The sequence below is a fragment of the Acinetobacter sp. AKBS16 genome (assembly GCF_002899995.1).
Classification (GTDB): domain Bacteria; phylum Pseudomonadota; class Gammaproteobacteria; order Pseudomonadales; family Moraxellaceae; genus Acinetobacter; species Acinetobacter baumannii.
The window spans coordinates 45,490-67,076 of record NZ_POYH01000019.1; the positions used below are offsets into that span (position 1 = coordinate 45,490).

General features: G+C 39.4%; 21 protein-coding genes, 1 tRNA gene and 1 pseudogene. 15 read left to right on the plus strand and 8 right to left on the minus strand.

The features are described from left to right. Together adeG and adeH are read left to right on the plus strand one after the other, a co-directional pair. Nucleotides 1-3,180 carry a multidrug efflux RND transporter permease subunit AdeG gene (gene adeG, locus C1642_RS03185; protein WP_001027060.1) on the plus strand — a complete coding sequence of 1,060 codons (3,180 nt, stop codon included), beginning with the start codon at nt 1-3 and terminating at the stop codon, nt 3,178-3,180. Between the two features lie 12 nt (nt 3,181-3,192). Further along, complete coding sequence (adeH, locus tag C1642_RS03190) at nt 3,193-4,641, plus strand: multidrug efflux RND transporter outer membrane subunit AdeH (RefSeq protein ID WP_000633128.1); 1,449 nt, start codon at nt 3,193-3,195, stop codon at nt 4,639-4,641. 40 nt (nt 4,642-4,681) lie between these two features. Here the strand turns inward: adeH and glyA are convergent, their stop codons facing one another. Further along, the gene (glyA, locus tag C1642_RS03195) at nt 4,682-5,935 is read right to left on the minus strand and encodes a serine hydroxymethyltransferase (protein ID WP_000457893.1); all 1,254 of its coding nucleotides are present in this window, start codon (nt 5,933-5,935) and stop codon (nt 4,682-4,684) included. 60 nt (nt 5,936-5,995) lie between these two features. Between glyA and C1642_RS03200 the strand changes: the two genes are divergently transcribed. After that, nucleotides 5,996-6,148, plus strand: coding sequence for a hypothetical protein (locus tag C1642_RS03200; RefSeq protein ID WP_001985370.1), 153 nt, complete (start codon nt 5,996-5,998; stop codon nt 6,146-6,148). A 32-nt stretch (nt 6,149-6,180) separates the two neighbouring features. Here C1642_RS03200 and C1642_RS03205 read toward each other — a convergent pair whose 3' ends face one another. Further along, nucleotides 6,181-7,410, minus strand: a complete 1,230-nt coding sequence (locus tag C1642_RS03205) for an alpha/beta hydrolase (protein ID WP_103235900.1) — start codon at nt 7,408-7,410, stop codon at nt 6,181-6,183. Between the two features lie 249 nt (nt 7,411-7,659). On the opposite strand from C1642_RS03205, the gene C1642_RS03210 reads away from it, so the two are divergent. The 11 genes from C1642_RS03210 to C1642_RS03260 all read left to right on the plus strand — a co-directional run bounded on the left by C1642_RS03210 (nt 7,660) and on the right by C1642_RS03260 (nt 16,814). Further along, the gene (locus C1642_RS03210) at nt 7,660-8,346 is read left to right on the plus strand and encodes a putative quorum-sensing-regulated virulence factor (protein ID WP_001147934.1); all 687 of its coding nucleotides are present in this window, start codon (nt 7,660-7,662) and stop codon (nt 8,344-8,346) included. 144 nt (nt 8,347-8,490) lie between these two features. Next, nucleotides 8,491-9,126: a hypothetical protein gene (locus C1642_RS03215; protein WP_171304687.1), complete on the plus strand. Its 636-nt coding sequence runs from the start codon at nt 8,491-8,493 to the stop codon at nt 9,124-9,126. Nucleotides 9,127-9,225: 99 nt separating this feature from the next. Then, nucleotides 9,226-9,302, plus strand: a tRNA-Arg gene (locus C1642_RS03220). A 117-nt stretch (nt 9,303-9,419) separates the two neighbouring features. Continuing rightward, nucleotides 9,420-10,352 carry an ABC transporter ATP-binding protein gene (locus C1642_RS03225; RefSeq protein ID WP_103235896.1) on the plus strand — a complete coding sequence of 311 codons (933 nt, stop codon included), beginning with the start codon at nt 9,420-9,422 and terminating at the stop codon, nt 10,350-10,352. Beyond that, nucleotides 10,349-11,122, plus strand: coding sequence for an ABC transporter permease (locus tag C1642_RS03230; protein ID WP_001010536.1), 774 nt, complete (start codon nt 10,349-10,351; stop codon nt 11,120-11,122). The genes C1642_RS03225 and C1642_RS03230 overlap by 4 nt, the downstream gene beginning before the upstream one ends. After that, complete coding sequence (queF, locus tag C1642_RS03235; RefSeq protein WP_103235897.1) at nt 11,119-11,931, plus strand: NADPH-dependent 7-cyano-7-deazaguanine reductase QueF; 813 nt, start codon at nt 11,119-11,121, stop codon at nt 11,929-11,931. The genes C1642_RS03230 and queF overlap by 4 nt, the downstream gene beginning before the upstream one ends. 23 nt (nt 11,932-11,954) lie before the next feature. Further along, entirely contained in the window at nt 11,955-12,605 is a 651-nt protein-coding gene (locus C1642_RS03240; protein WP_001115740.1) for a hypothetical protein, read from the plus strand. A 128-nt stretch (nt 12,606-12,733) separates the two neighbouring features. Then, complete coding sequence (gene rodA, locus C1642_RS03245; RefSeq protein WP_000075224.1) at nt 12,734-13,876, plus strand: rod shape-determining protein RodA; 1,143 nt, start codon at nt 12,734-12,736, stop codon at nt 13,874-13,876. A 19-nt stretch (nt 13,877-13,895) separates the two neighbouring features. Further along, the gene (mltB, locus tag C1642_RS03250; RefSeq protein ID WP_103235898.1) at nt 13,896-14,897 is read left to right on the plus strand and encodes a lytic murein transglycosylase B; all 1,002 of its coding nucleotides are present in this window, start codon (nt 13,896-13,898) and stop codon (nt 14,895-14,897) included. Between the two features lie 290 nt (nt 14,898-15,187). After that, entirely contained in the window at nt 15,188-15,805 is a 618-nt protein-coding gene (locus C1642_RS03255; RefSeq protein ID WP_001177236.1) for a septal ring lytic transglycosylase RlpA family protein, read from the plus strand. Between the two features lie 556 nt (nt 15,806-16,361). After that, the gene (locus tag C1642_RS03260; RefSeq protein WP_000835608.1) at nt 16,362-16,814 is read left to right on the plus strand and encodes a DUF962 domain-containing protein; all 453 of its coding nucleotides are present in this window, start codon (nt 16,362-16,364) and stop codon (nt 16,812-16,814) included. A gap of 40 nt (nt 16,815-16,854) precedes the next feature. On the opposite strand, the gene C1642_RS03265 is transcribed toward C1642_RS03260, so the two are convergent. The 6 genes from C1642_RS03265 to rpsB all read right to left on the minus strand — a co-directional run bounded on the left by C1642_RS03265 (nt 16,855) and on the right by rpsB (nt 21,222). Further along, nucleotides 16,855-17,172, minus strand: coding sequence for an AzlD domain-containing protein (locus C1642_RS03265; protein ID WP_000118659.1), 318 nt, complete (start codon nt 17,170-17,172; stop codon nt 16,855-16,857). Between the two features lies 1 nt (nt 17,173). Next, nucleotides 17,174-17,890, minus strand: a complete 717-nt coding sequence (locus tag C1642_RS03270) for an AzlC family ABC transporter permease (RefSeq protein ID WP_103235899.1) — start codon at nt 17,888-17,890, stop codon at nt 17,174-17,176. A 94-nt stretch (nt 17,891-17,984) separates the two neighbouring features. Then, the gene (locus tag C1642_RS03275; protein WP_000554500.1) at nt 17,985-18,809 is read right to left on the minus strand and encodes a helix-turn-helix transcriptional regulator; all 825 of its coding nucleotides are present in this window, start codon (nt 18,807-18,809) and stop codon (nt 17,985-17,987) included. Between the two features lie 99 nt (nt 18,810-18,908). Further along, entirely contained in the window at nt 18,909-19,391 is a 483-nt protein-coding gene (locus C1642_RS03280; protein ID WP_000182508.1) for a DUF3465 domain-containing protein, read from the minus strand. Between the two features lie 65 nt (nt 19,392-19,456). Continuing rightward, on the minus strand, nt 19,457-20,332 hold the full coding sequence (gene tsf / locus C1642_RS03285) for a translation elongation factor Ts (protein WP_000125378.1): 876 nt from the start codon (nt 20,330-20,332) through the stop codon (nt 19,457-19,459). 137 nt (nt 20,333-20,469) lie between these two features. Further along, nucleotides 20,470-21,222 (minus strand): 30S ribosomal protein S2, encoded by a 753-nt coding sequence (gene rpsB, locus C1642_RS03290; protein WP_001982118.1) that lies wholly within the window; start codon nt 21,220-21,222, stop codon nt 20,470-20,472. Nucleotides 21,223-21,431: 209 nt separating this feature from the next. Between rpsB and C1642_RS03295 the strand changes: the two are divergent. Then, a pseudogene (locus tag C1642_RS03295) lies at nt 21,432-21,587 on the plus strand (type I methionyl aminopeptidase); the annotation flags it as partial.

The window sequence follows — 21,587 nt, forward strand, 5'->3', positions numbered from 1 at the left end:
ATGAATATTTCTAAATTTTTTATTGATCGGCCGATCTTTGCTGGTGTGCTATCAGTCTTGATTTTACTCGCCGGTCTGCTTTCGGTATTCCAATTACCGATTTCTGAATATCCGGAGGTTGTTCCACCATCTGTGGTGGTACGCGCCCAATATCCGGGTGCAAACCCAAAAGTGATTGCTGAAACGGTTGCTTCTCCGCTCGAAGAGTCAATCAACGGCGTCGAAGACATGCTGTATATGCAATCTCAAGCAAACAGCGACGGTAATTTAACCATTACGGTGAACTTTAAACTCGGTATCGACCCAGACAAAGCGCAACAACTGGTTCAAAACCGTGTGTCTCAGGCCATGCCCCGTTTACCTGAAGATGTACAGCGCTTAGGTGTAACCACACTAAAAAGCTCACCTACTTTAACTATGGTGGTACATCTGACCTCCCCAGATAATCGCTATGACATGACCTACTTACGTAACTATGCGGTGCTCAACGTAAAAGACCGTTTGGCACGTTTACAAGGGGTTGGTGAAGTCGGATTATTTGGTTCTGGTGACTACGCGATGCGTGTATGGCTTGACCCGCAAAAAGTAGCGCAGCGTAACCTCACCGCGACCGAAATTGTGAATGCAATCCGTGAACAAAATATTCAGGTTGCAGCGGGTACAATCGGTGCCTCACCAAGTAATTCCCCTTTACAACTTTCAGTCAATGCTCAAGGTCGTTTAACTACTGAACAAGAATTTGCAGATATCATTTTAAAAACTGCACCAGATGGCGCGGTTACCCGATTGGGTGATGTTGCTCGTGTTGAACTTGCAGCCTCTCAATATGGCTTACGTTCATTACTTGATAATAAACAAGCGGTCGCGATTCCAATTTTCCAAGCACCAGGTGCGAATGCTTTACAAGTTTCCGATCAAGTGCGTAGCACAATGAAGGAGCTTTCAAAAGATTTTCCATCTTCAATTAAATACGACATTGTTTATGACCCGACTCAATTCGTACGGGCCAGTATTAAAGCGGTCGTTCATACCTTACTTGAAGCAATTGCACTGGTTGTTGTGGTTGTTATTTTATTTTTACAAACATGGCGTGCCTCAATCATTCCATTGCTTGCCGTACCAGTTTCAATTATTGGTACATTCGCGCTCATGCTCGCTTTTGGTTACTCAATCAATGCGCTATCACTGTTCGGAATGGTACTTGCCATCGGGATTGTGGTCGATGACGCGATTGTGGTCGTCGAAAATGTCGAGAGGAATATTGAAGCAGGCTTAAACCCAAGAGAGGCGACTTACCGTGCCATGCGAGAAGTCAGTGGACCGATTATTGCCATTGCTTTAACACTTGTTGCAGTATTTGTACCTCTTGCCTTTATGACAGGCTTAACAGGGCAATTCTATAAACAATTTGCCATGACCATTGCCATTTCAACGGTTATTTCGGCATTTAACTCGCTTACCCTATCTCCTGCTTTGGCAGCGCTGTTACTGAAAGGACATGATGCTAAACCGGATGCCTTAACACGTATTATGAATCGTGTATTCGGACGTTTCTTTGCACTGTTTAACCGTGTGTTTTCACGTGCTTCAGACCGTTATAGTCAAGGCGTCAGCCGTGTCATTTCCCATAAAGCTTCGGCAATGGGTGTCTATGCAGCACTTCTAGGTTTAACCGTTGGTATTTCCTATATTGTTCCGGGCGGTTTCGTTCCTGCGCAGGACAAACAATATTTAATTAGCTTTGCGCAGCTACCAAACGGCGCATCATTAGATCGTACCGAAGCAGTCATTCGTAAAATGAGTGATACTGCGCTTAAACAACCTGGTGTAGAAAGTGCGGTTGCCTTTCCTGGCCTATCAATTAACGGTTTCACCAATAGCTCAAGTGCCGGTATTGTTTTTGTGACTTTAAAGCCATTTGATGAACGTAAGGCAAAAGACTTATCTGCAAATGCAATTGCAGGTGCGCTCAACCAGAAATATTCAGCTATTCAAGATGCTTATATCGCTGTTTTCCCACCACCACCAGTGATGGGCTTAGGTACTATGGGCGGCTTTAAACTCCAACTTGAAGACCGAGGTGCCTTAGGCTATTCAGCCTTGAATGATGCTGCACAAAACTTTATGAAAGCAGCACAATCAGCCCCTGAACTGGGTCCAATGTTCTCAAGTTATCAAATTAACGTACCTCAACTCAACGTAGATCTGGACCGTGTAAAAGCTAAACAGCAAGGCGTTGCTGTGACAGATGTTTTCAACACTATGCAGATTTATTTAGGTTCTCAGTACGTTAACGACTTTAACCGCTTTGGACGTGTTTATCAGGTTCGTGCACAAGCCGATGCGCCTTTCCGTGCTAACCCTGAAGATATTTTGCAGCTTAAAACCCGTAATAGTGCCGGACAAATGGTGCCATTATCTTCATTGGTGAATGTAACTCAAACCTATGGTCCTGAAATGGTCGTTCGTTATAACGGTTACACATCAGCAGATATTAACGGCGGCCCTGCCCCAGGTTATTCATCTAGCCAAGCAGAAGCTGCGGTTGAACGTATTGCTGCACAAACTCTACCGCGTGGTATCAAGTTTGAATGGACAGATTTAACTTACCAAAAAATCTTGGCTGGTAATGCTGGACTTTGGGTATTCCCAATTAGCGTATTACTCGTGTTCTTAGTATTAGCTGCTCAATATGAAAGCTTAACCCTACCATTAGCAGTTATCTTAATTGTACCGATGGGAATCTTAGCAGCTCTGACAGGTGTCTGGTTGACAGCTGGAGATAACAACATCTTTACCCAAATCGGTCTAATGGTACTGGTGGGGCTAGCCTGTAAAAATGCTATTTTGATTGTCGAATTTGCGCGGGAACTTGAAATGCAAGGTGCGACTGCCTTTAAAGCAGCCGTTGAAGCAAGTCGTCTACGTTTACGCCCAATTTTAATGACCTCTATTGCATTTATTATGGGTGTAGTGCCACTGGTTACTTCAACTGGCGCAGGTTCTGAAATGCGACATGCGATGGGTGTTGCCGTATTCTTCGGCATGATCGGTGTAACATTCTTTGGTTTATTCCTCACCCCGGCCTTTTACGTTCTGATTCGTACCCTCAACAGCAAACATAAACTGCATTCTGCGGCAGTTCATGAAGCGCCGTTAGCTAGCCCACACGATCATTAAGGAGGACATTTGGTGATTACATCAAAACAAAACTGGTTGTTGTCCTCACTCATGGGAAGCCTGCTCCTTGCAGGCTGCTCATTGGCCCCAGAATATCAACCTGCAAAAGTTATAGTGCCAGTCAAATTCAAAGAATCTGACCCCAAACTTGAAGATAATAACTGGAAGATTGCCCAACCTGCCGATCAACAAACTCGTGGTGAATGGTGGCGCATTTACAATGATGCTCAACTGAACGAACTTGAACAGCAAGCTATCGCAGGCAACCAGAACCTAAAAGCGGTGGCAGCAAATATTCAGGCTTCACGTGCATTACGTTCGGCAGCTCAAGCTGAACGCTTACCAAGTATTGATGCCGGATTTGGGCCAACTCGCCAAAAGCCGTCTCCGGCTTCACTCGGTTTAGATGACAATGCACATACTTCGGCTCAAACCTTATGGCGCGCTCAAGCCAATGTTTCATATGAGCTCGATTTATTTGGTCGTGTAGCAAGTAGTGTCAACGCAGCAACAGCAGATCTACAGCAACAAGAAGCTTTATACCAGTCGGCACTTTTAGCTCTACAAGCGGATGTTGCCCAAGGTTATTTTCTGATACGTCAACTTGATACCGAACAGGCAATTTATAACCGTACAATCAAATTATTAGGTGAAACACGAGATTTAATGCAGCTTCGTTTTAAAAACGGACTGGTCAGTGAATTAGATGTTTCTCGTGCACAAACCGAACTTGCTACCGCACAAACCACTGCCCTAAATATTGCTCGTAACAGAGCCAGTGCAGAACATGCGCTTGCAGTCTTATTAGGAAAACCACCAGCAGACTTTAACTTGGCAGTTCAACCTTTAACTGCAAATAGTATCCGTCTCCCTGCCGGTTTGCCGTCAACTTTACTTGAAAGACGACCCGATATTGCGGCTGCAGAGCGTGCAATGGCAGCAGATAATGCGCGTATTGGAATTGCTCGTGCAGCATTTTTCCCAAAACTCAGTCTTACAGGAGCTTTAGGTTATGAATCTTCAAGTTTAAGCGAGTTGGGTAAATGGTCGAGTCGGACTTTTTTACTAGGGCCTGTCGCTGGTACTATTTTGTCGTTACCTTTATTTGATGGTGGACAACGTAAAGCAGGCGTTGCTCAAGCAAGAGCGGCTTATGAGGAAAGCGTCGCCAACTATAGACAAACTGTACTGAATGCATTTCGCGAAGTTGAAAATGGTTTATCTGATCAAAGAATTCTCGATCAGCAAATTCAGGCTCAAAACCAAGCACTCTCCTCTTCTCGTCATGCCAATCAACTTTCTCATTTACGTTATCGAGAAGGTGCTATTAGCTATCTTGATGTCATTGATTCTGACCGCACTATTTTGCAACAAGAACAATTAGCAGCTCAGCTGAAAGGTAGCCAAATCATTGCAAGCATCAATTTAATCCGTGCTTTAGGAGGCGGTTGGAGTAGTTAATAAAAAAAGCGCCTTACGGCGCTTTTTTTATATACACAAATTATTTTGCATATACAGGGAATTTTGCACAGACAGCTTCAACTTTTGCTTTTACATCAGCAATAACTTTTTCGTCACCTTTGCTGTCAATCACGTCAGCGATCCAACCAGCAAGTTCACGAACTTCAGCTTCACCAAAACCACGAGTTGTTACTGCCGGAGTACCGATACGGATACCAGAAGTCACAAATGGAGAACGTGGGTCATTTGGAACTGAATTTTTGTTCACAGTAATGTGAGCAGCACCTAACCAAGCGTCTGCATCTTTACCAGTTACGTCTTGTTTGATTAAAGATAACAAGAATAAGTGGTTGTCTGTACCACCAGAAACAACATCATAACCACGAGCGATGAATACTTCAGCCATTGCTTGAGCATTTTTCACAACTTGTTGTTGGTAAGCTTTAAAGTCGTCAGACATTGCTTCTTTGAAGCAGATTGCTTTAGCAGCAATCGCATGCATTAATGGACCACCTTGGTTACCAGGGAATACAGCTGATTGAAGTTTTTTCTCGATTTCTTCATTCGCTTTCGCAAGGATTAAACCAGAACGTGGACCACGAAGTGTTTTGTGAGTCGTCGTTGTTGTTACGTCAGCAATTTGAACTGGGTTTGGATATACACCAGCAGCAACAAGACCAGCAACGTGAGCCATATCAACAAAAAGGTAAGCACCAACTTTGTCCGCGATGTCACGGAAACGTTGCCAATCTACAACACGGCTATAAGCAGAGAAACCAGCAACGATCATACGTGGCTTGTGTTCCAATGCTAAACGTTCAACTTCTTCGTAATCAATCTCACCAGTTTCAGCATTTAGACCATACTGAACAGCGTTATACGTTTTACCAGAGAAGCTAACTTTTGCACCGTGAGTCAAGTGACCACCGTGAGCCAAGCTCATACCTAAAACTGTATCGCCCGGGTTAAGAAGCGCTAGATAAACAGCAGAGTTAGCTTGTGAGCCAGCGTGTGGTTGAACGTTTGCGTAATCTGCACCAAAAAGTTCTTTAGCACGGTCAATCGCCATTTGCTCAATAACATCTACAAATTCGCAACCGCCATAATAGCGTTTGCCAGGATAACCTTCTGCGTATTTGTTCGTAAGTTTTGATCCTTGCGCTTCCATTACCGCAGGAGAGCAATAGTTTTCAGATGCAATTAACTCGATATGTGCTTCTTGACGCTCATCTTCAGAAGCAATTGCTTGAGCTAATTCTGGATCAAATTCAGAAATGGAAATATTGGCAAACATTAGCGGGGGTCCTATAAATTAGGGCTTTTAAGCCGTGCTAAGATTGCGGCATATTGTAGCATGAACTTTATAATTAAACAGAATGAAGTTAGCTCAGTTTTAAATAAAAATGGCTCAAGTTTTATAAAAAATGAGCCATTGTTTATAAATCAATTAAAAAGCTCGTTTAAAGCTTATATTTTAAATTTATCCATCGTTAATTTTAGCTTATAAAAATATTAAAAAGTTTTTAAATATCAATAACTCTATTGAGCTGCCAGTAAAGACTGAACATTTCCAACAATATTATCTACATTACTACTCATTGCCGTCCCATGATCCCAGTTACCCGTCACATAATTATTAATTTTAGTGCCTGCAGCAGTGGCATTAGATATCAATAGATCAGTTGCCAATTTAGGTACTGTAGGATCAGCTATCCCTTGATAAATGATGATTGGAGTAGTAACTTTTACTTGTAACGGCTGCGAATCTTTATCTAAAAATGTTTTAACTAACGGTACAGCCATAAAGTTAGGTTGTGTACGTGTAAAGCCATCTAGTGTCCCATTATGGTCTTTAGCATAATTACTCATACCTTCATAAAAAGCTCCATACAATGGTCCAGAACAAAGGTTTTCTGCTTGGGCAGCAATACTTGAAATTTGTGAAGTAAATACTTGTCCATAATCAAAGCTCGGCTGTGTGTTGCGAATACCAGCTGTAACCAAAGCTGTATATGTATCAAGCTGTGCATAGATTCCAATTTTAATGTCTATAGGTGCATTCGCAACTTGTGCCTCTCCATCTACTAAAATACTTCCCAAATTAGAAGCAGGTGCTACAGCTACAGTACCTTTATAGTCTAGTTGTGCACGGCTCGCATACTGTGCAGCTCCTAATGCAGCATGCCCACCTTGAGAATGGCCCACAGTGACCCATTTTTTCGAAGTTAATAAATTACGTTGCGATAAATAGTTACGCGCTGCAACCACAGCATCGGTAATTGAAAAAGCCTCACTTTTAACATTTAAGAAAGGATGTATGCCTGGGGTACCCAAACCTTCATAATCAGGTGCCACAACAACATAACCTGCTGCTAATAATTTACTAATTAAATCTTTTGTACTGTCTGCTAAAGCTGCTTTACTTGGTGCACATACATCTGCCACACCCGTAGTGCCATGCGCCCAGACTACAATGGGCCAACCGCCGACTGGTGGTGGAGTGTTTGGTGTAAACACTAGACTTGTTGCCTGCACTTCTTGTCCACTTTGACCTAACATTTTATAAGTTAAAATACTACTTTCTGCGGCAACTGATCCTAAGTTAGTACTTGTATAGGCTTCAACTTTAACAACTGGATTTTGAATATTATTGGTTGGAGTTCCGGATGGATTAGTAGTAGCTGGGCCATCATCACTACTTCCGCCTCCACAAGCGACTAAAAATAAACTCGTACTAAGAACGCTCGTCATTAATAGTTTCATTTTCATTGGCATATCTTCCCTTAAATTCCATTTTTGTTGTGCTTTAGTTTTTTAATCAATATTTTCTAATGTCTTAAAAACAATTACGCCTAATCTTAATTTTCCGCAAGTTCTATTCGACAAAATCAATCCCTGAAAAATTCTATTTTTAATATAAATTGTCGTTCTCACCACTTTCCGCCTCACTTCAGGTTTTAAAGTGCGAGGCCAACTGTTAACATTCTTGGTTACTCGTAATTGTTTAAAGGGCCGGATATGCAAGCCATTATTTTAGATACAGAAACACATACACTAAATGGTTTGCCTATTGAAATTGCATATGCCCCAATTGAAATTAATGCAGGCAAGCTCACCTTAGATAAAAGCAAATTGTTTGATCAACTTTATCAAGTTGGGACCCCTATCTCTTACGCAGCTATGGCAGTACACCATATATTAGAATCGGATTTAGAAAATCAGCCCCACTATAAAACTTTTAAATTGCCAGACACTACAACTTATATTATTGGCCACAATATTGATTATGATATTGCCGCGATTGCGCGTTGCGGTGTAGATGTTTCTCATATCAAACCAATTTGTACGCTAGCTTTAGCACGTAAAACCTGGCCTGATGCAGAAGCGCATAATATCTCAGCACTGATCTATATGATTTCTCAAGGCAGCAGTAAAGCTCGTGAATTACTCAAAGGCGCGCACCGTGCCGATGCGGATATTATTTTAACTGCCAATATCTTGATGCATATTGTCTATCATTTAAATATTCATGACATTGAAGAGTTGTACCGTGTTTCTGAAGAAGCACGTATTCCCACAACAATTAACTTTGGCAAGCATAAAGGTACAGCTATTGCTGAACTTCCTAAAGATTATATTCAATGGCTATTGCGCCAAGACGAGCTGGACGTTTACCTACGTAAAGCATTAGAAAGTGCATTTTAACGGCCTAAATAGATGATATTCATAAATTCTTCATCATATTGTCATTTTTGAGTTTTATCGTTAGCCCCATTTATATTTTATTAAGAACAGTACTGTTTGATAGAAAAAATCAAACAGGCTGCTTCATTTTTATATTGGGGAAAAATGATGGCTGGTTTTTATCGAACCAATTTGGGAAGAGTCGCGCTTCAACAACGTAATATTGCTTTAAATGCCAAACAAAGACGTTTACTTCTATTAATTGATCATGAAGATTTTCAAAGTCTCAATACCGAGTTTAAAAAACGCATTGCTCCACCAGAACTCATTCAACAACTTATTGACTTAAAGCTTATTGCCCCTATTAGCGAAAACGATTCAGAATTTACTGAACAAATAGCTCTCTCAGTATCACCTACCACGAGTTTAGAAGTAAAAGCGCAACAAAAAAGCACCATAGATGAAAATGAAAGTGCCGATCTGACTAGAGAAATTAAAGTTTCTCTAGAACCATCATGCCATTCTTCAAATATTGAAAATACTCAGCCACCAATTCCTGTTCAACAACTTAGTTTTGAAGAAATACAACTATTAATGAAACAAAGCTTAAGCCAATACTGTGGGCTTATGGCCAAACCACTTATTCAAAAAATAGAACAAATTAAAAATTTTCAAGAACTAAAAATGTGCCAAATGCAATGGATTACCAGTTTGCAAGAGTCAAGGATTCCCCCTCATGAGCTGGCACATACGCTTCACTCTATTAATTATTCAATTCAGCTCATTCAGCAAAAGAACTAAAACATAACAAGCTGCTGTTTAATTAAGCATTAAATTCACTTGGTACGTATTTCGTGCTTTACCTGCAAGTGTTTTTTTCCTATGATGTGCCCCACACATGCGCTCGTAGCTCAGTTGGATAGAGTACAGGTTTCCGAAGCCTGGGGTCGTGGGTTCGATCCCCGCCGAGCGCACCATTTTATATATAATAACTTCATAAATTTATCTCAATTTTATAAAATTCCGACTATTTTACTTGGTTTATTAATCATTATCGCTCAAAATATACCCCTCTTTCATAATGTGAGAATTTCATGACTGATGCTTTGGTTTTAAGAGATTTGTCCAAAACATATCGTAATGGTTTTCAGGCGTTAAAAGGTATTAACCTCACTGTGCCTGAAGGTGAATTTTATGCGTTGTTAGGTCCAAATGGCGCCGGCAAATCAACAACCATTGGTATTATCAGCTCCCTCACGAAAAAGACCTCAGGAACAGTTGAGATTTTCGGACATAATCTCGACACTCATCCATCCTTAGCAAAACAGCAGCTTGGCGTTGTCCCTCAGGAATTTAACTTTGGGCAGTTTGAAAAAGCATTTGATATTTTAGTAACGCAAGCTGGTTATTACGGTATCCATAGAAAGATTGCAGAAAAGCGCGCAGAACATTATTTAGAAAAACTGGGCTTATGGGAAAAACGTAATATACAAGCACGTATGCTGTCAGGTGGTATGAAACGCCGTCTTATGATTGCCCGTGCCATGATGCATGAGCCTAAACTTCTTATTTTAGATGAGCCTACTGCAGGTGTAGATATTGAGTTACGCCGTTCTATGTGGGATTTTCTGACTGAAATGAACGAAAACGGTACTTCTATTATTTTAACGACACATTATCTCGAAGCAGAAATGTTGTGTCGTCAAATTGCCATCATTGACCGTGGTGTCATTAAAGAAGATACCAGCATGAAAAGTTTCTTAAACCAGCTGAGTGAAGAGTCTTTTATTTTTGATTTGGCTGAACCTATTGCCCCACTCCAGCTCAATATTATTGGTGTGAAGTTCAACTTAATTGATAGTAGTACTTTAGAAGTAACAATGGATAAAGCACATACATTAAATGATTTATTCCAACTTTTAGAGTCACAAGGTATTCGTGTTCGCAGCATGCGAAATAAATCGAATCGTCTTGAAGAGCTATTTGTCAAAATGGTCGAGAAAAATCTTGAAGGAGCGGCAAAATGAACTTTAACCAACTGCAAATTGCCCTCTGGACTCTAGTTCGTAAAGAAGTACGCCGATTTCTACGCATTTGGCCACAAACCTTATTACCACCTGCAATTACCATGAGTTTGTACTTTGTCATTTTCGGTAATTTAGTTGGCTCACGTATTGGTGAAATGGGTGGCGTAAGTTACATGCAATTTATTGTACCTGGCCTCATCATGATGGCTGTCATTACCAACAGTTATGCCAATGTATCATCGAGTTTCTTTAGTGTGAAATTTCAAAAAAGCATTGAAGAGCTGATTATGAGCCCTGTACCTCTGCATATTATTTTGTGGGGCTATGTTATTGGTGGTATTTGTCGAGGTGTCTTGGTTGGTGCAATCGTTACCGCGATGAGTATGTTTTTTACTGATCTTTTTATCCATAACTGGTTCGTAACTATATATACAGTATTAATTACATCCGTTTTATTTTCTTTAGGCGGTTTTATTAATGCAGTCTACGCAAAATCATTTGATGATATTTCTATTATTCCAACATTTGTACTTACTCCACTTACCTATTTAGGTGGTGTGTTTTATGCCATTAGTGCACTTGGTCCTTTTTGGCAAAAACTTTCTTTAATTAATCCTATTGTTTATATGGTAAATGCTTTCCGTTTCGGCATTTTAGGTCATAGTGACGTGAACGTTTCGTTCTCTTTAATCATTGTGACATTATGCTGTGCTGTACTTTACGGAATTGCTTATTATTTACTTGCTCGTGGTTCAGGAATGCGTGAATGAGTGTCGAACAGTCTTTATTGGGTAAAGAAACCCAATATCCAACTAGCTATCAACCCGATGTATTATTTCCAATTGCACGTGCTCAATCTCGTGAAAAATATGCTCATATCCAAGGTATAACCCAAGGTAAAGATTGGTGGCACGTTTTCGAAATTTCTTGGTTAAATGCTCACGGTATTCCACAGGTTGCTATCGGCAGAATTACACTGCCAGCTTGTTCACCGAATTTGATTGAATCAAAGTCATTAAAACTTTATTTCAATAGTCTTAACTTCACTCAGTTTGACTCTACACAGTCATTCATTGAAACAGTTGAAAAAGATCTATCTGCTGCGGCTGGTGCAAAAGTTGAATTAACCCTATTTCAAGTAGATGATTTAGAGATTTCTAAACCTCAAGGGATCTGTATTGATGATCTTATGCCAGAGCGTTTAGAACAACATCCTGATGCTACTCTCTTAAAACTTGATGAGTCAGGTGAAGAAATCGAAGTTGAACTGTATTCTCATCTTTTGAGAAGTAACTGTCCAGTCACGGGCCAGCCGGATTGGGGGACAGTTTTTATTCGTTTTAAGGGCAAAAAACCTTGTTATCGTAGTCTTTTAGCCTATATTATTTCGTACCGTCAGCATAACGGTTTCCACGAACAATGTGTCGAACAAATCTTTGCCGATATTTGGCAAAATTTGCAACCTGAAAAGCTGATGGTTTATGCAACTTATACTCGCCGCGGTGGACTTGATATCAATCCTTGCCGAGTATCGGATCTTACATGGATGCCAAAACCGATTCGATTGGCACGACAATAAAACGAATAATTTGAGGATACACCATGCCGTTTTTTGGTTTTACCCCTTCTGAAGGCTTATTGAACGATATACAGACTGGAATTGCGAATAAAAATTCTAGTGAACCGTTATATCCACTTCGAGACAAAATCGCTTTACAACTCAATGAAGAAATTATTGAAAATGTACTTACTCAGTTAGTACAACATTTCCCAGCGAGTGAAAAAAGAGATACTGCCGAAAAACTAGCTGGTTATGTCAAATCAACAGTTGCCGTGCTTTTAAAGCAATTACTCAGCAAAGCGCCAAACGATGTGGTTAAACAGTCAGTTGAGTTTTCAGAGAAAAGCTTATTTAAAGATCCGCAAGGCCAATATAAAGTTGGCGTAGCTTTAGATGCTGGCCTAGTCACCAACTTGAAGCATAATTTTGCCGAGCTTCAAGCGGGTAATGACATTAATAAAGCAGCATTAGCAGAACTATATAAACAGTTCGGTGATGCTATGGTGAGACATTTTATGTCTGACTTTAATAAAACATTAGATTTAGGCATGATTAAGCGTAAAGCAGCCGATATTGGCGCTGCTGCTGTAACTAAAGCAGTTCATATTGCGATTGACAAACTCATTCCAAGTTTAAATCGCACTGAACTAAAAGCGATGGCTGAATATCATGATGGACTATTCTTTAACTAATAAAAAATAGTCTATCGGAAACCTGGTGAGAGCCAGGTTTTTTTATTGCAAAATATTGATATACATTGTCATAAATCAGGTTTATGTTAGCATGCGCCAAGCACTGATTGACCTTTAGTTAAAGCCGCATGTCTCCTAGTCCACAATATAAATTTTTACGCCAAGCTCCTCGAGATGGCCTTAGTACTGCCATGCAACCTTCGCGCTGGCAGCAGCTTCATATTGACCCTTGGTTATGCCTATTTTTATTCCTAAATGCATTGTTAGGTTTAACGGTACTTTATAGTGCATCTGCACAAGATGTGGGACTCGTCAGTAAACAGGCCATGAGCTTTGGGATCGGCTTTCTGGTCATGATTAGCCTAGCGCAAATTCCACCCAAGGTTTATCAAGCTTTTTCACCTTATTTTTATTTATTTGGCCTGTTTTCCTTAATTGGCGTTATGGTTTTTGGCGAAGTTCGCATGGGTGCGCAGCGCTGGATCGATATTCCGGGGTTCGGGAGTGTTCAACCCAGCGAATTTATGAAAATTGGCATGCCAATGATGGTTGCATGGTTTTTAGCTCGTAAACCTCTTCCTCCTAGCTTCTCGCAGGTTATTTTGTCTTTAATGTTAATTGGTGTTCCATTTTTACTTATTGCAGAACAGCCTGACCTAGGAACATCACTATTAGTATTAGCAAGTGGGATTTTTGTACTGTTCTTGAGTGGGCTATCTTGGCGCATGATCGGTGCAGCAGCAGCTTGTGCAGCTATTGTGATTCCAATTGCATGGGAATTCCTTTTACACGACTATCAACGTCAACGGGTATTAACATTGCTTGACCCAGAAGCGGATGCTTTAGGAACAGGCTGGAACATTATTCAGTCCAAAACAGCAATCGGTTCTGGTGGGTTCTCAGGTAAAGGTTTCCTCGAAGGTACTCAATCACATTTACACTTCTTACCAGAAGGCCATACTGACTTTATTATTGCTGCTTACTCAGAAGAATTCGGTTTAATTGGTGTACTTATATTAGTAATTCTTTATTCGGCCATTATTTTTAGAACATTTCAAATCGGTTTACAAAGCTTTCATAATTATGGCCGATTAGTGGCGGGCGCGTTTGGTTTGTCTTTTTTTGTTTATGTATTTGTAAACGCAGGAATGGTCAGTGGTATTTTACCTGTAGTGGGTGTTCCCTTACCTTTTATGAGTTATGGCGGTACCGCTATTATTACTTTAATGGCCACTTTTGGTTTAGTCATGTCTATTCATACACATCGATAATCTGGAATTTAAAAAAGATATGTTGTCTCAATTTGTTAATAAAACTTTAAAAGTGCTTGCCTTGTGTACTGGCCTTATTAGCACAAGTCATTTTGCTCAGGCCAATGATTTTGTAACTCATCCTAACTATTTAAATTTTAAACAAAAAGCCATGAGCACTTATGGCTTAAGCGGTGAACAGGTTGACGCCGCTATGAATGGTGCAAAAAATTTACCAAACATTATAAATATTATGACTCGCCCTGGTGAAAGTAAGCCTTGGTACGACTATCGCTCTATGTTTTTAGTCGAAGGTACTATTCAACGTGGTGTCCGCTTTAAAAACCAATATGCCGATGCTCTCAATCGTGCTGAACAACAATTTGGTGTCTCTCAAGCGGTTATTATAGGCATTTTAGGTGTTGAAACAGGTTATGGAGCCAATAAAGGCTCGTTTATTACTCGTGATGCACTTGCAACGTTAGCTTTTGGCTACCCACGCCGTGCTGAATATTTTGGCGATGAGTTAGCTGCTCTCATTGCATGGACTTACAAAGAAGGTTATCCAACCAATAGTATTGTAGGTTCTTATGCTGGTGCCATTGGCTTCCCGCAGTTTATGCCAAGCAACATTAGTAAGTACGGGGTCGACTTTGATGGTAATGGTCATATCGACCTACGAAACTCTGCAGAAGATGCGATTGGTTCAATCGCAAATTACTTAGCAAAACAAGGCTGGCAACGCGATCAACCTATTGGTTTTATGGCTCGTTACACAGGTTCAAATCCGGAAAGTATCATTGCTAAAGATTTGACCCAGCCCACTCCGTATGGTGCACTAAAAAATCAAGGGATTTCTCCTTTAAATCCGTTAGTCAAAATTGATGACTTAGATATGGTAAATGTTATTCAATTACAAGACTATAACGGTCCAATTTACTATTTAACCTATCCGAACTTTCAAGTAATTACGACTTATAACAAAAGCCGAATGTATGCGACTGCCGTATGGTTGTTAGGTACAGAAGTAGCTAGCCGATAGGCTAGCTTTTTGATGAGTTTATGTAAAAGTCAATAAATATTTTTGTTAAATCGATCACAATACATACATTTTAAATACCTTGTTACATATTTGGTTATTTTTTAACCTAAAACTGTAAGTTTTTGCCCTTTTTGTAACTATTTCTCGTTAAAGACTAGACACTCTCCGTAAGCGATGAATATTATCCACCCCAATCAAGCAATTGCAAAAGTGAATAATTAGGCATGTTCACTTCAATTTTTAGCTCTTTGGCTAAATGAAAAAGTGCATGTTCTCAGGAGTTTATATAAATGCAGTTATCGCTGAAATACATTCTTGCACTGACGGCTAGTTTAAGCATGGCCCCACTGCACGCTGAAATGATGCAATCATCATCATTAAATAGCGATGTAGATGGTCCAAATGCAAATTTAGCTGCTCGTGTGTTGAGTAAAGATACTCAAAACTTTAATTCTCGCTTCTCTAACATTAACAGTCTTTCAATCACTGAACGTTCTGGCGATCAAATCCGTCGTCAAGCTATCGCAGCTAAAATTGAAATCCCTGAAGATGAGCCTTCAGTGATTGAAAAACTTAACACAGTAGCTTCAAATACTGTTCGTAAGTTTAGCCAAACTGGCATGGCATCGTGGTATGGTCGTCAATTTCATGGCCGTAAAACTGCAAGTGGTGAAACATTCGATATGAATGCACTTACTGCTGCTCACCGTAGCTTACCGCTTAACTGTTATATCCGTGTCACCAACAAAGACAATGGCAAAAGCGTAGTGGTAAAAGTAAACGATCGTGGTCCTTTCCATGGTAATCGTGTGCTTGATTTATCATACGGTGCAGCTAAACGCCTTGGTATTACCAATGCTGGTACTGCTAAAGTAAGTATTGAGCGTGTAGACGGTCCTACTTCATAAGCGATTACTCCTCGAGTTCATGAAAAAGCCACCAGTTAAGTTGTGGCTTTTTTAATATAAAAAGAGCAAAAAAAACCTATAAAAATTTTGTGTCTAGATTCGTTTTTTCATTACAAAAATGATTATTTTTTAATCCAAAAACACACTGATTTATTCTTTATCGATTTTTGCGCATATTTTTCGATTACAGCCATTTTAAAATAATTCCGCTACCCCAGTACCACTTTAGTCTAAAAAGAGTTGTTTAACGCGTTTTAAGATAAGATGAGTTGAGTATTTTTCTATTATTTTCCCATTCTTCATGAAAATGAGATTTTTTTGAGGATTCGACTCTCTCAAAATCACAAATAAATAACCTGAAATTTTTGAGCTCATCCTCCCCTTTCTTCAGTGCTGTTTTTCATTTTTGTGCCGAAGTGAATAAACTTTAAATTTTAGGCTTACTTGATTTAACAAACATGTCGATATACAACTTGTCTTGTCTCTCCCGATAACGAGAGGATAAAATATAAACAGAAAAAGAATGACTCAAAATTAGACAAGGAGAACAAGGTCTATGAAATCTATCGGTGAATGGTTTGATGAATATAGTGAAAGTCATCAAAACCCGATAAATAAAAAAATTCACTGGGTATGTGTTCCAGCTATTTTATTTTCGATTATTGGAATTATTGCTCACTTTAGTGCCCTACTCACCGCTTTACTCGTAGTACTGACCCTCATTTTTTATGCTCGGCTTGATCTTGTACTTGCAGTAGCAATGGCTGCTCTACTTGTTGTGATGGCATGGCTTATTTATGTTCTGCCAGTAGGTGTAGGATTTTATATTGCTCTTTTTGTGTTTGCCTGGATTGGACAATTTTATGGACATAAAGTTGAAGGAAAAAAACCTTCTTTCTTTAAAGATTTGCAATTTCTCTTGATTGGTCCAGTCTGGTGTATGGATGCTTATCTTGCAAAGATATTACCTCATTGGAAAAGCCGTCAGAAGAAACTGATTGCTCAATAAATTTTTAAGAAGCTGAATCCTAAAAAGATTCAGCTTTAACTTAATGATTTATTAGAAAATTTATAAAATAAAAAAATGCCAGGCTCAGCAGAACGCTCGGTAACACTTTTTTAAAATAGAAAGCCACGACAGTACAAAATATCGTTGCGTATAAGTAAGGATTATCTAAAAATCCTCTTAATTCATTATTTTCAAAAAAAATTACTGGAATACAAATAGCACTTAATAAACAAGGAGCTGAATAATTCAACATTTTATTCATAAGTACTGGTAATTTAACTTTTACATTTGGTTCCAAAAAATAATAACGATTAAAAAATACGATAGCTGCCAGTCCTAAAATCATGAGCCATGACATTTTATTTTTCTCCCATTTTATTTTCGACTATTACCGCAATAAACATCCCCAATAAACCAGAAATTAGAATGGCTCCTTCTATATGAAAATACTTAAGTACAAAACCACTGACACAAGTCATTAAAATGCCTGCCATTACAGGCTTCCCCTTACACATAGGAACAATCATGGCAACAAAAATAGCAATAATGGAAAAATCCAAATGATAATTTAATAAGTTAGGTAGCGCCGTTGCTAATAAAATACCAACTAAACTAAAAACCACCCAAAATAAATAAAAGCAAAGACCTGCTCCGAATAAGTATTGAGGATGTTTTTTCTCATTAGGAACACTTACTGCAAATAATTCGTCGGTAAGCAGAAACCCTAAAGTTAGTCTTTTTGAGAGAGGTAAAATAGAAACGTCATTTCTTAAAGTTAAAGCATAAATAAAATGTTGAGCAGTAAGAAAGAAAATAGTGACATAGTTGGTTAATAACGATGCACCTTCCATCACCATGCTTAAACTTACTAATTGCGCAGCGCCAGCAAACACAATTCCTGACATCGCTAGTGCTTTATAAAATGATAAACCCGCATGAATTGCCATTGATCCAGCTAAAATAGCCCATGGTATAACCGAAATAGATAGTGGCAATATATCTATCGCCCCTCGTAAAAAAAGATGCGGTGGTCGGCTTTTAGAAAATCTAATAGATTGATTTAAATGAGTATTCATCCCTAGACATCTATAACAGTTATTATTTATAGATTTTCTGGTATTTAGCTCAGCTTCTCTTGAACAAAATTGCGGTTAGCACTGCAAATAAATTTTAAAGATTAAGACTCGCCACATATTGGGTTGGTGTAACACCCATCGCCTTTTTAAAATGACGATTAAAATGGCTTTGATCAGAAAAACCACATTGCTGTGCAACCATTACAATTTGAACGCCTTGTTTTAATAATTGTCTCGCTTTTTGCAAACGCGCCTGTACTAACCATGCATGAGGCGGTAAACCTACATGTTTTTTAAATTGTCTTAAAAAATGCCATGCACTTAATCCGACCATATCAGCCAATTCCTGCAAAGAAAAATTCTTTTCAGGCATATCAGCTAACAAATCTTTAACTTTTAATACTTTTGAATAAGCTTCTGGTAACTCGCAAAAGGTGTGTCTTGACTTACCATGACGTACCATTAAGCATGCTAATGTTGATAAATACATGGTTTCTTTAAGCAAAAAATTGTCTTTTTGTTCTAATAAATCAAATAATAAACACAATTGTTGAGATAATCCCAAGTCCTGAATTACAGCTTGCGGAAACCAAGGTGCCCCATGGCCTTGCTCAAAAAAATCTTGGCTTACTTCAGCAAGCATTTCGGGCGTAGGATAGATTGCACGGTAACGCCAGCCCGATTCAACAGCAGATGAGCCTGTGTGAATTTCATCTGCATTAACTAAAATAATGTCACCTTTAGGAGCAACATGTAGTTGACCCGTCCTAAAAAAAGACTGTGCACCCTCTTCAATGACACCAATACAATATCCTTCATGAGTATGCTTTGAAAATTGTGTTTGGTGATAATGTGCTTTTAATAATTCTAAACCGCCCAACTCTCGCAAATGCAAGTAGTCAGCCTGTTCCCGGTGCATATATACATCTCATCTATTTATCTACAAAAAAAACATAGCATGTTTTAAAAAGATGCATAGAACAAAATTGCTGTTATGCGGAAATGAATACCCTATTTTCTATTGATAAATACGACCATTATGTTTCAGCCAACCATTTTCATGACGGTTCTGTGGATCATGATGCGTCCAATGTAATACTCCACCTTTTTCGTTATATTCATATTCCCCGTTAAATTCGACAATATCACCCTTTCTTAAATCTTCAATTTTTGGTGCTAAATCAATATTATGTGCTACTAAAATTGAAAGACCATTTTTTAATACCAAAATAAATTTCTGGTGTCTCGACCCATCATTATCTTCTCTTAAGATTGCTTTTACTCGACCACTACCCTGCACTTGAACGTTACTTTGTCTACGTTCATAAGCAGCCTTTATGGTATCTACTCCATCATTTGAAAGCGTCGTTTCAGTACGCTGATTCGCAGGTATGCTTGATGGTGTCGGATTGTTTTTATGCCCAGATAAGTCCAGACCCAAATATGCAGCAATCAATAAAACAATTATGCCACCAATACCTAGATTCTTTTTATTTGTCATCTTTAGATTCCGTTTTCAACAGAGATAAAAAAAGCCCCATAGGGGGCTTTTTTTGAAGATACGAATTACTTCGCAGCAGCTTGAGCAGCAGCAACTTCTTCAGCAAAGCTAAGTTCAGCTTTTTTCTCGATACCTTCACCAACTTCGAAACGTACGAAGTTAGCAACATTTGTACCAGTCGCTTTTAATACGTCAGCAACTTTTTTCTCGTTGTCGATAACGTACATTTGACGGTCAAGAGCAACTTCGTTTAAGTATTTCTCAACAGAACCAGTTACCATTTTCTCAACGATGTTCGCTGGTTTACCAGATTCTAACGCTTTCGCTTCAGCAATTTCTTTCTCTTTAGCGATAAGGTCAGCTGGAACAGCTTCAGCATTTACTGCTACTGGGTTGAATGCAGCAACGTGCATTGCAATACCTTTACCAGTGTCAGCATCACCAGTATAAGAAACTACAACACCGATTTTTAAACCGTGTTTATAGATAGCCAATTGTTCGCCTTCAACGATTTTCGCACGACGAACTTGGATGTTTTCACCGATTTTTTGAACAAGCGCGATACGAGCTTCTTCAACTGATTGGCCATCAGCTAATTTTAATTCAGCAATTTTAGCAGCATCAGTTTCGCCAGCAGCTAATGCAGCAGCAGCAACTGTGTGTGCAAAGTTAGAGAAGTTTTCGTCTTTAGCAACGAAGTCAGTTTGACAGTTTACTTCAACTAAGATCGCTTTATTACCGTCTTGAACGATAGTGATTGCACCGTCAGCAGCAATGTTGCCAGCTTTTTTAGCAGCTTTAGCTTGACCAGATTTACGAAGGTTATCAATAGCAAGTTCGATGTCACCGTTCGCTTCTGTTAATGCTTTTTTGCATTCCATCATTGCAAGACCAGTACGGTCACGTAATTCTTTTACCATGCTTGCAGTAATTGCAGTCATGTTGATCTCCTAAAATCGGTAGAAAATAAATCTGTTCAACAAAAACGGCCCAAAGAAACTCTGGGCCGTTTGCACTCTCGACGCTTAATTTGCCACCATTACATGTCGCAAAAATGACAAGCCTGCGTCAAAACGCATTAAGCCTCAGAAGCGTCTTTCGCAGCGTCATCGCCTTTTGCTTGAGCGTTCGCTTGAGATTGAGCGTATTCTTTACCAGCAAGAATTGCATCAGCCATAGCTGAAGCATATAAAGTTACTGCACGGATCGCATCGTCGTTACCAGGAATAACGTAATCTACGTTGTCTGGGTTAGAGTTTGTATCAACGATACCGATAACAGGAATACCTAAGTTTTTCGCTTCTTTGATTGCAATCGCTTCGTGATCAACGTCGATTACAAATAATGCGTCAGGTAAACCACCCATGTTTTTAACGCCGCCTAAAGAGCGCTCAAGTTTTTCCATCTCACGAGTACGTTCTAAAGCTTCACGTTTAGTAAGCTTAGCAAAAGTACCGTCTTGAGATTGAGTTTGAAGATCTTTTAAACGGTTGATAGATTGGCGAAGTGTTTTCCAGTTCGTCAACATACCACCTAACCAACGGTGATCTACGTATGGTTGACCAGCGCGTTGAGCTTGTTCACGGATGATGTTAGAAGCAGCACGTTTTGTACCAACGAACAAAACTTTGTTCTTTTTGCTTGCTAATTGGTTAGCGAAGTTCAAAGCATCATTTAACGCAGGAACAGTGTGCTCAAGGTTAATGATGTGAATTTTGTTGCGCGCGCCAAAAATGTATTGACGCATTTTTGGGTTCCAGAAACGAGTTTGGTGACCAAAGTGCGCACCTGCTTGAAGAAGGTCGCGCATGCTTACGTTGTAATCTGCCATTTTCTTTACCTTAAAAGTTGGGTTAGGCCTCCATATATCCGCATTCTCCACCTTTTTACGGGCACCCAGAGTAATGTGACGATATATGTGCGGATTTTTACTCCATCTATCAAAATTCTTCGTAAAAGATATTCACGAAAAGCATTTGATAAAATGGGCGGCTATTTATACCATAGACGCTTGTAAATTACCAAAAGTTTTTAGAGATCATGAACAGTACTTATACAGCTCCACGTCGATTAATCAAAACTCCAGATGAAATTGAAAAAATGCGCATTGCAGGACGACTGGCGGCTGAAGTTCTAGATATGATCAAGCCGCATATTAAAGCTGGTGTAAGCACACTCGAGCTTGATACGATTTGT

Excerpts from the sequence above, each read along its gene's own strand:
- adeG (WP_001027060.1), top strand. The coding sequence starts at position 1 with ATGAATATTTCTAAATTTTTTATTGATCGGCCGATCTTTGCTGGTGTG.
- C1642_RS03205 (WP_103235900.1), bottom strand. The coding sequence starts at position 7,410 with ATGAAAATGAAACTATTAATGACGAGCGTTCTTAGTACGAGTTTATTT.
- C1642_RS03215 (WP_171304687.1), top strand. The coding sequence starts at position 8,491 with ATGATGGCTGGTTTTTATCGAACCAATTTGGGAAGAGTCGCGCTTCAA.
- C1642_RS03200 (WP_001985370.1), top strand. The coding sequence starts at position 5,996 with ATGAACTTTATAATTAAACAGAATGAAGTTAGCTCAGTTTTAAATAAA.
- mltB (WP_103235898.1), top strand. The coding sequence starts at position 13,896 with ATGTTGTCTCAATTTGTTAATAAAACTTTAAAAGTGCTTGCCTTGTGT.
- rodA (WP_000075224.1), top strand. The coding sequence starts at position 12,734 with ATGTCTCCTAGTCCACAATATAAATTTTTACGCCAAGCTCCTCGAGAT.
- C1642_RS03210 (WP_001147934.1), top strand. The coding sequence starts at position 7,660 with ATGCAAGCCATTATTTTAGATACAGAAACACATACACTAAATGGTTTG.
- glyA (WP_000457893.1), bottom strand. The coding sequence starts at position 5,935 with ATGTTTGCCAATATTTCCATTTCTGAATTTGATCCAGAATTAGCTCAA.
- C1642_RS03275 (WP_000554500.1), bottom strand. The coding sequence starts at position 18,809 with ATGCACCGGGAACAGGCTGACTACTTGCATTTGCGAGAGTTGGGCGGT.
- queF (WP_103235897.1), top strand. The coding sequence starts at position 11,119 with ATGAGTGTCGAACAGTCTTTATTGGGTAAAGAAACCCAATATCCAACT.
- C1642_RS03230 (WP_001010536.1), top strand. The coding sequence starts at position 10,349 with ATGAACTTTAACCAACTGCAAATTGCCCTCTGGACTCTAGTTCGTAAA.
- C1642_RS03260 (WP_000835608.1), top strand. The coding sequence starts at position 16,362 with ATGAAATCTATCGGTGAATGGTTTGATGAATATAGTGAAAGTCATCAA.
- C1642_RS03270 (WP_103235899.1), bottom strand. The coding sequence starts at position 17,890 with ATGAATACTCATTTAAATCAATCTATTAGATTTTCTAAAAGCCGACCA.
- C1642_RS03280 (WP_000182508.1), bottom strand. The coding sequence starts at position 19,391 with ATGACAAATAAAAAGAATCTAGGTATTGGTGGCATAATTGTTTTATTG.
- rpsB (WP_001982118.1), bottom strand. The coding sequence starts at position 21,222 with ATGGCAGATTACAACGTAAGCATGCGCGACCTTCTTCAAGCAGGTGCG.
- C1642_RS03265 (WP_000118659.1), bottom strand. The coding sequence starts at position 17,172 with ATGTCATGGCTCATGATTTTAGGACTGGCAGCTATCGTATTTTTTAAT.
- tsf (WP_000125378.1), bottom strand. The coding sequence starts at position 20,332 with ATGACTGCAATTACTGCAAGCATGGTAAAAGAATTACGTGACCGTACT.
- C1642_RS03255 (WP_001177236.1), top strand. The coding sequence starts at position 15,188 with ATGCAGTTATCGCTGAAATACATTCTTGCACTGACGGCTAGTTTAAGC.
- C1642_RS03225 (WP_103235896.1), top strand. The coding sequence starts at position 9,420 with ATGACTGATGCTTTGGTTTTAAGAGATTTGTCCAAAACATATCGTAAT.
- C1642_RS03240 (WP_001115740.1), top strand. The coding sequence starts at position 11,955 with ATGCCGTTTTTTGGTTTTACCCCTTCTGAAGGCTTATTGAACGATATA.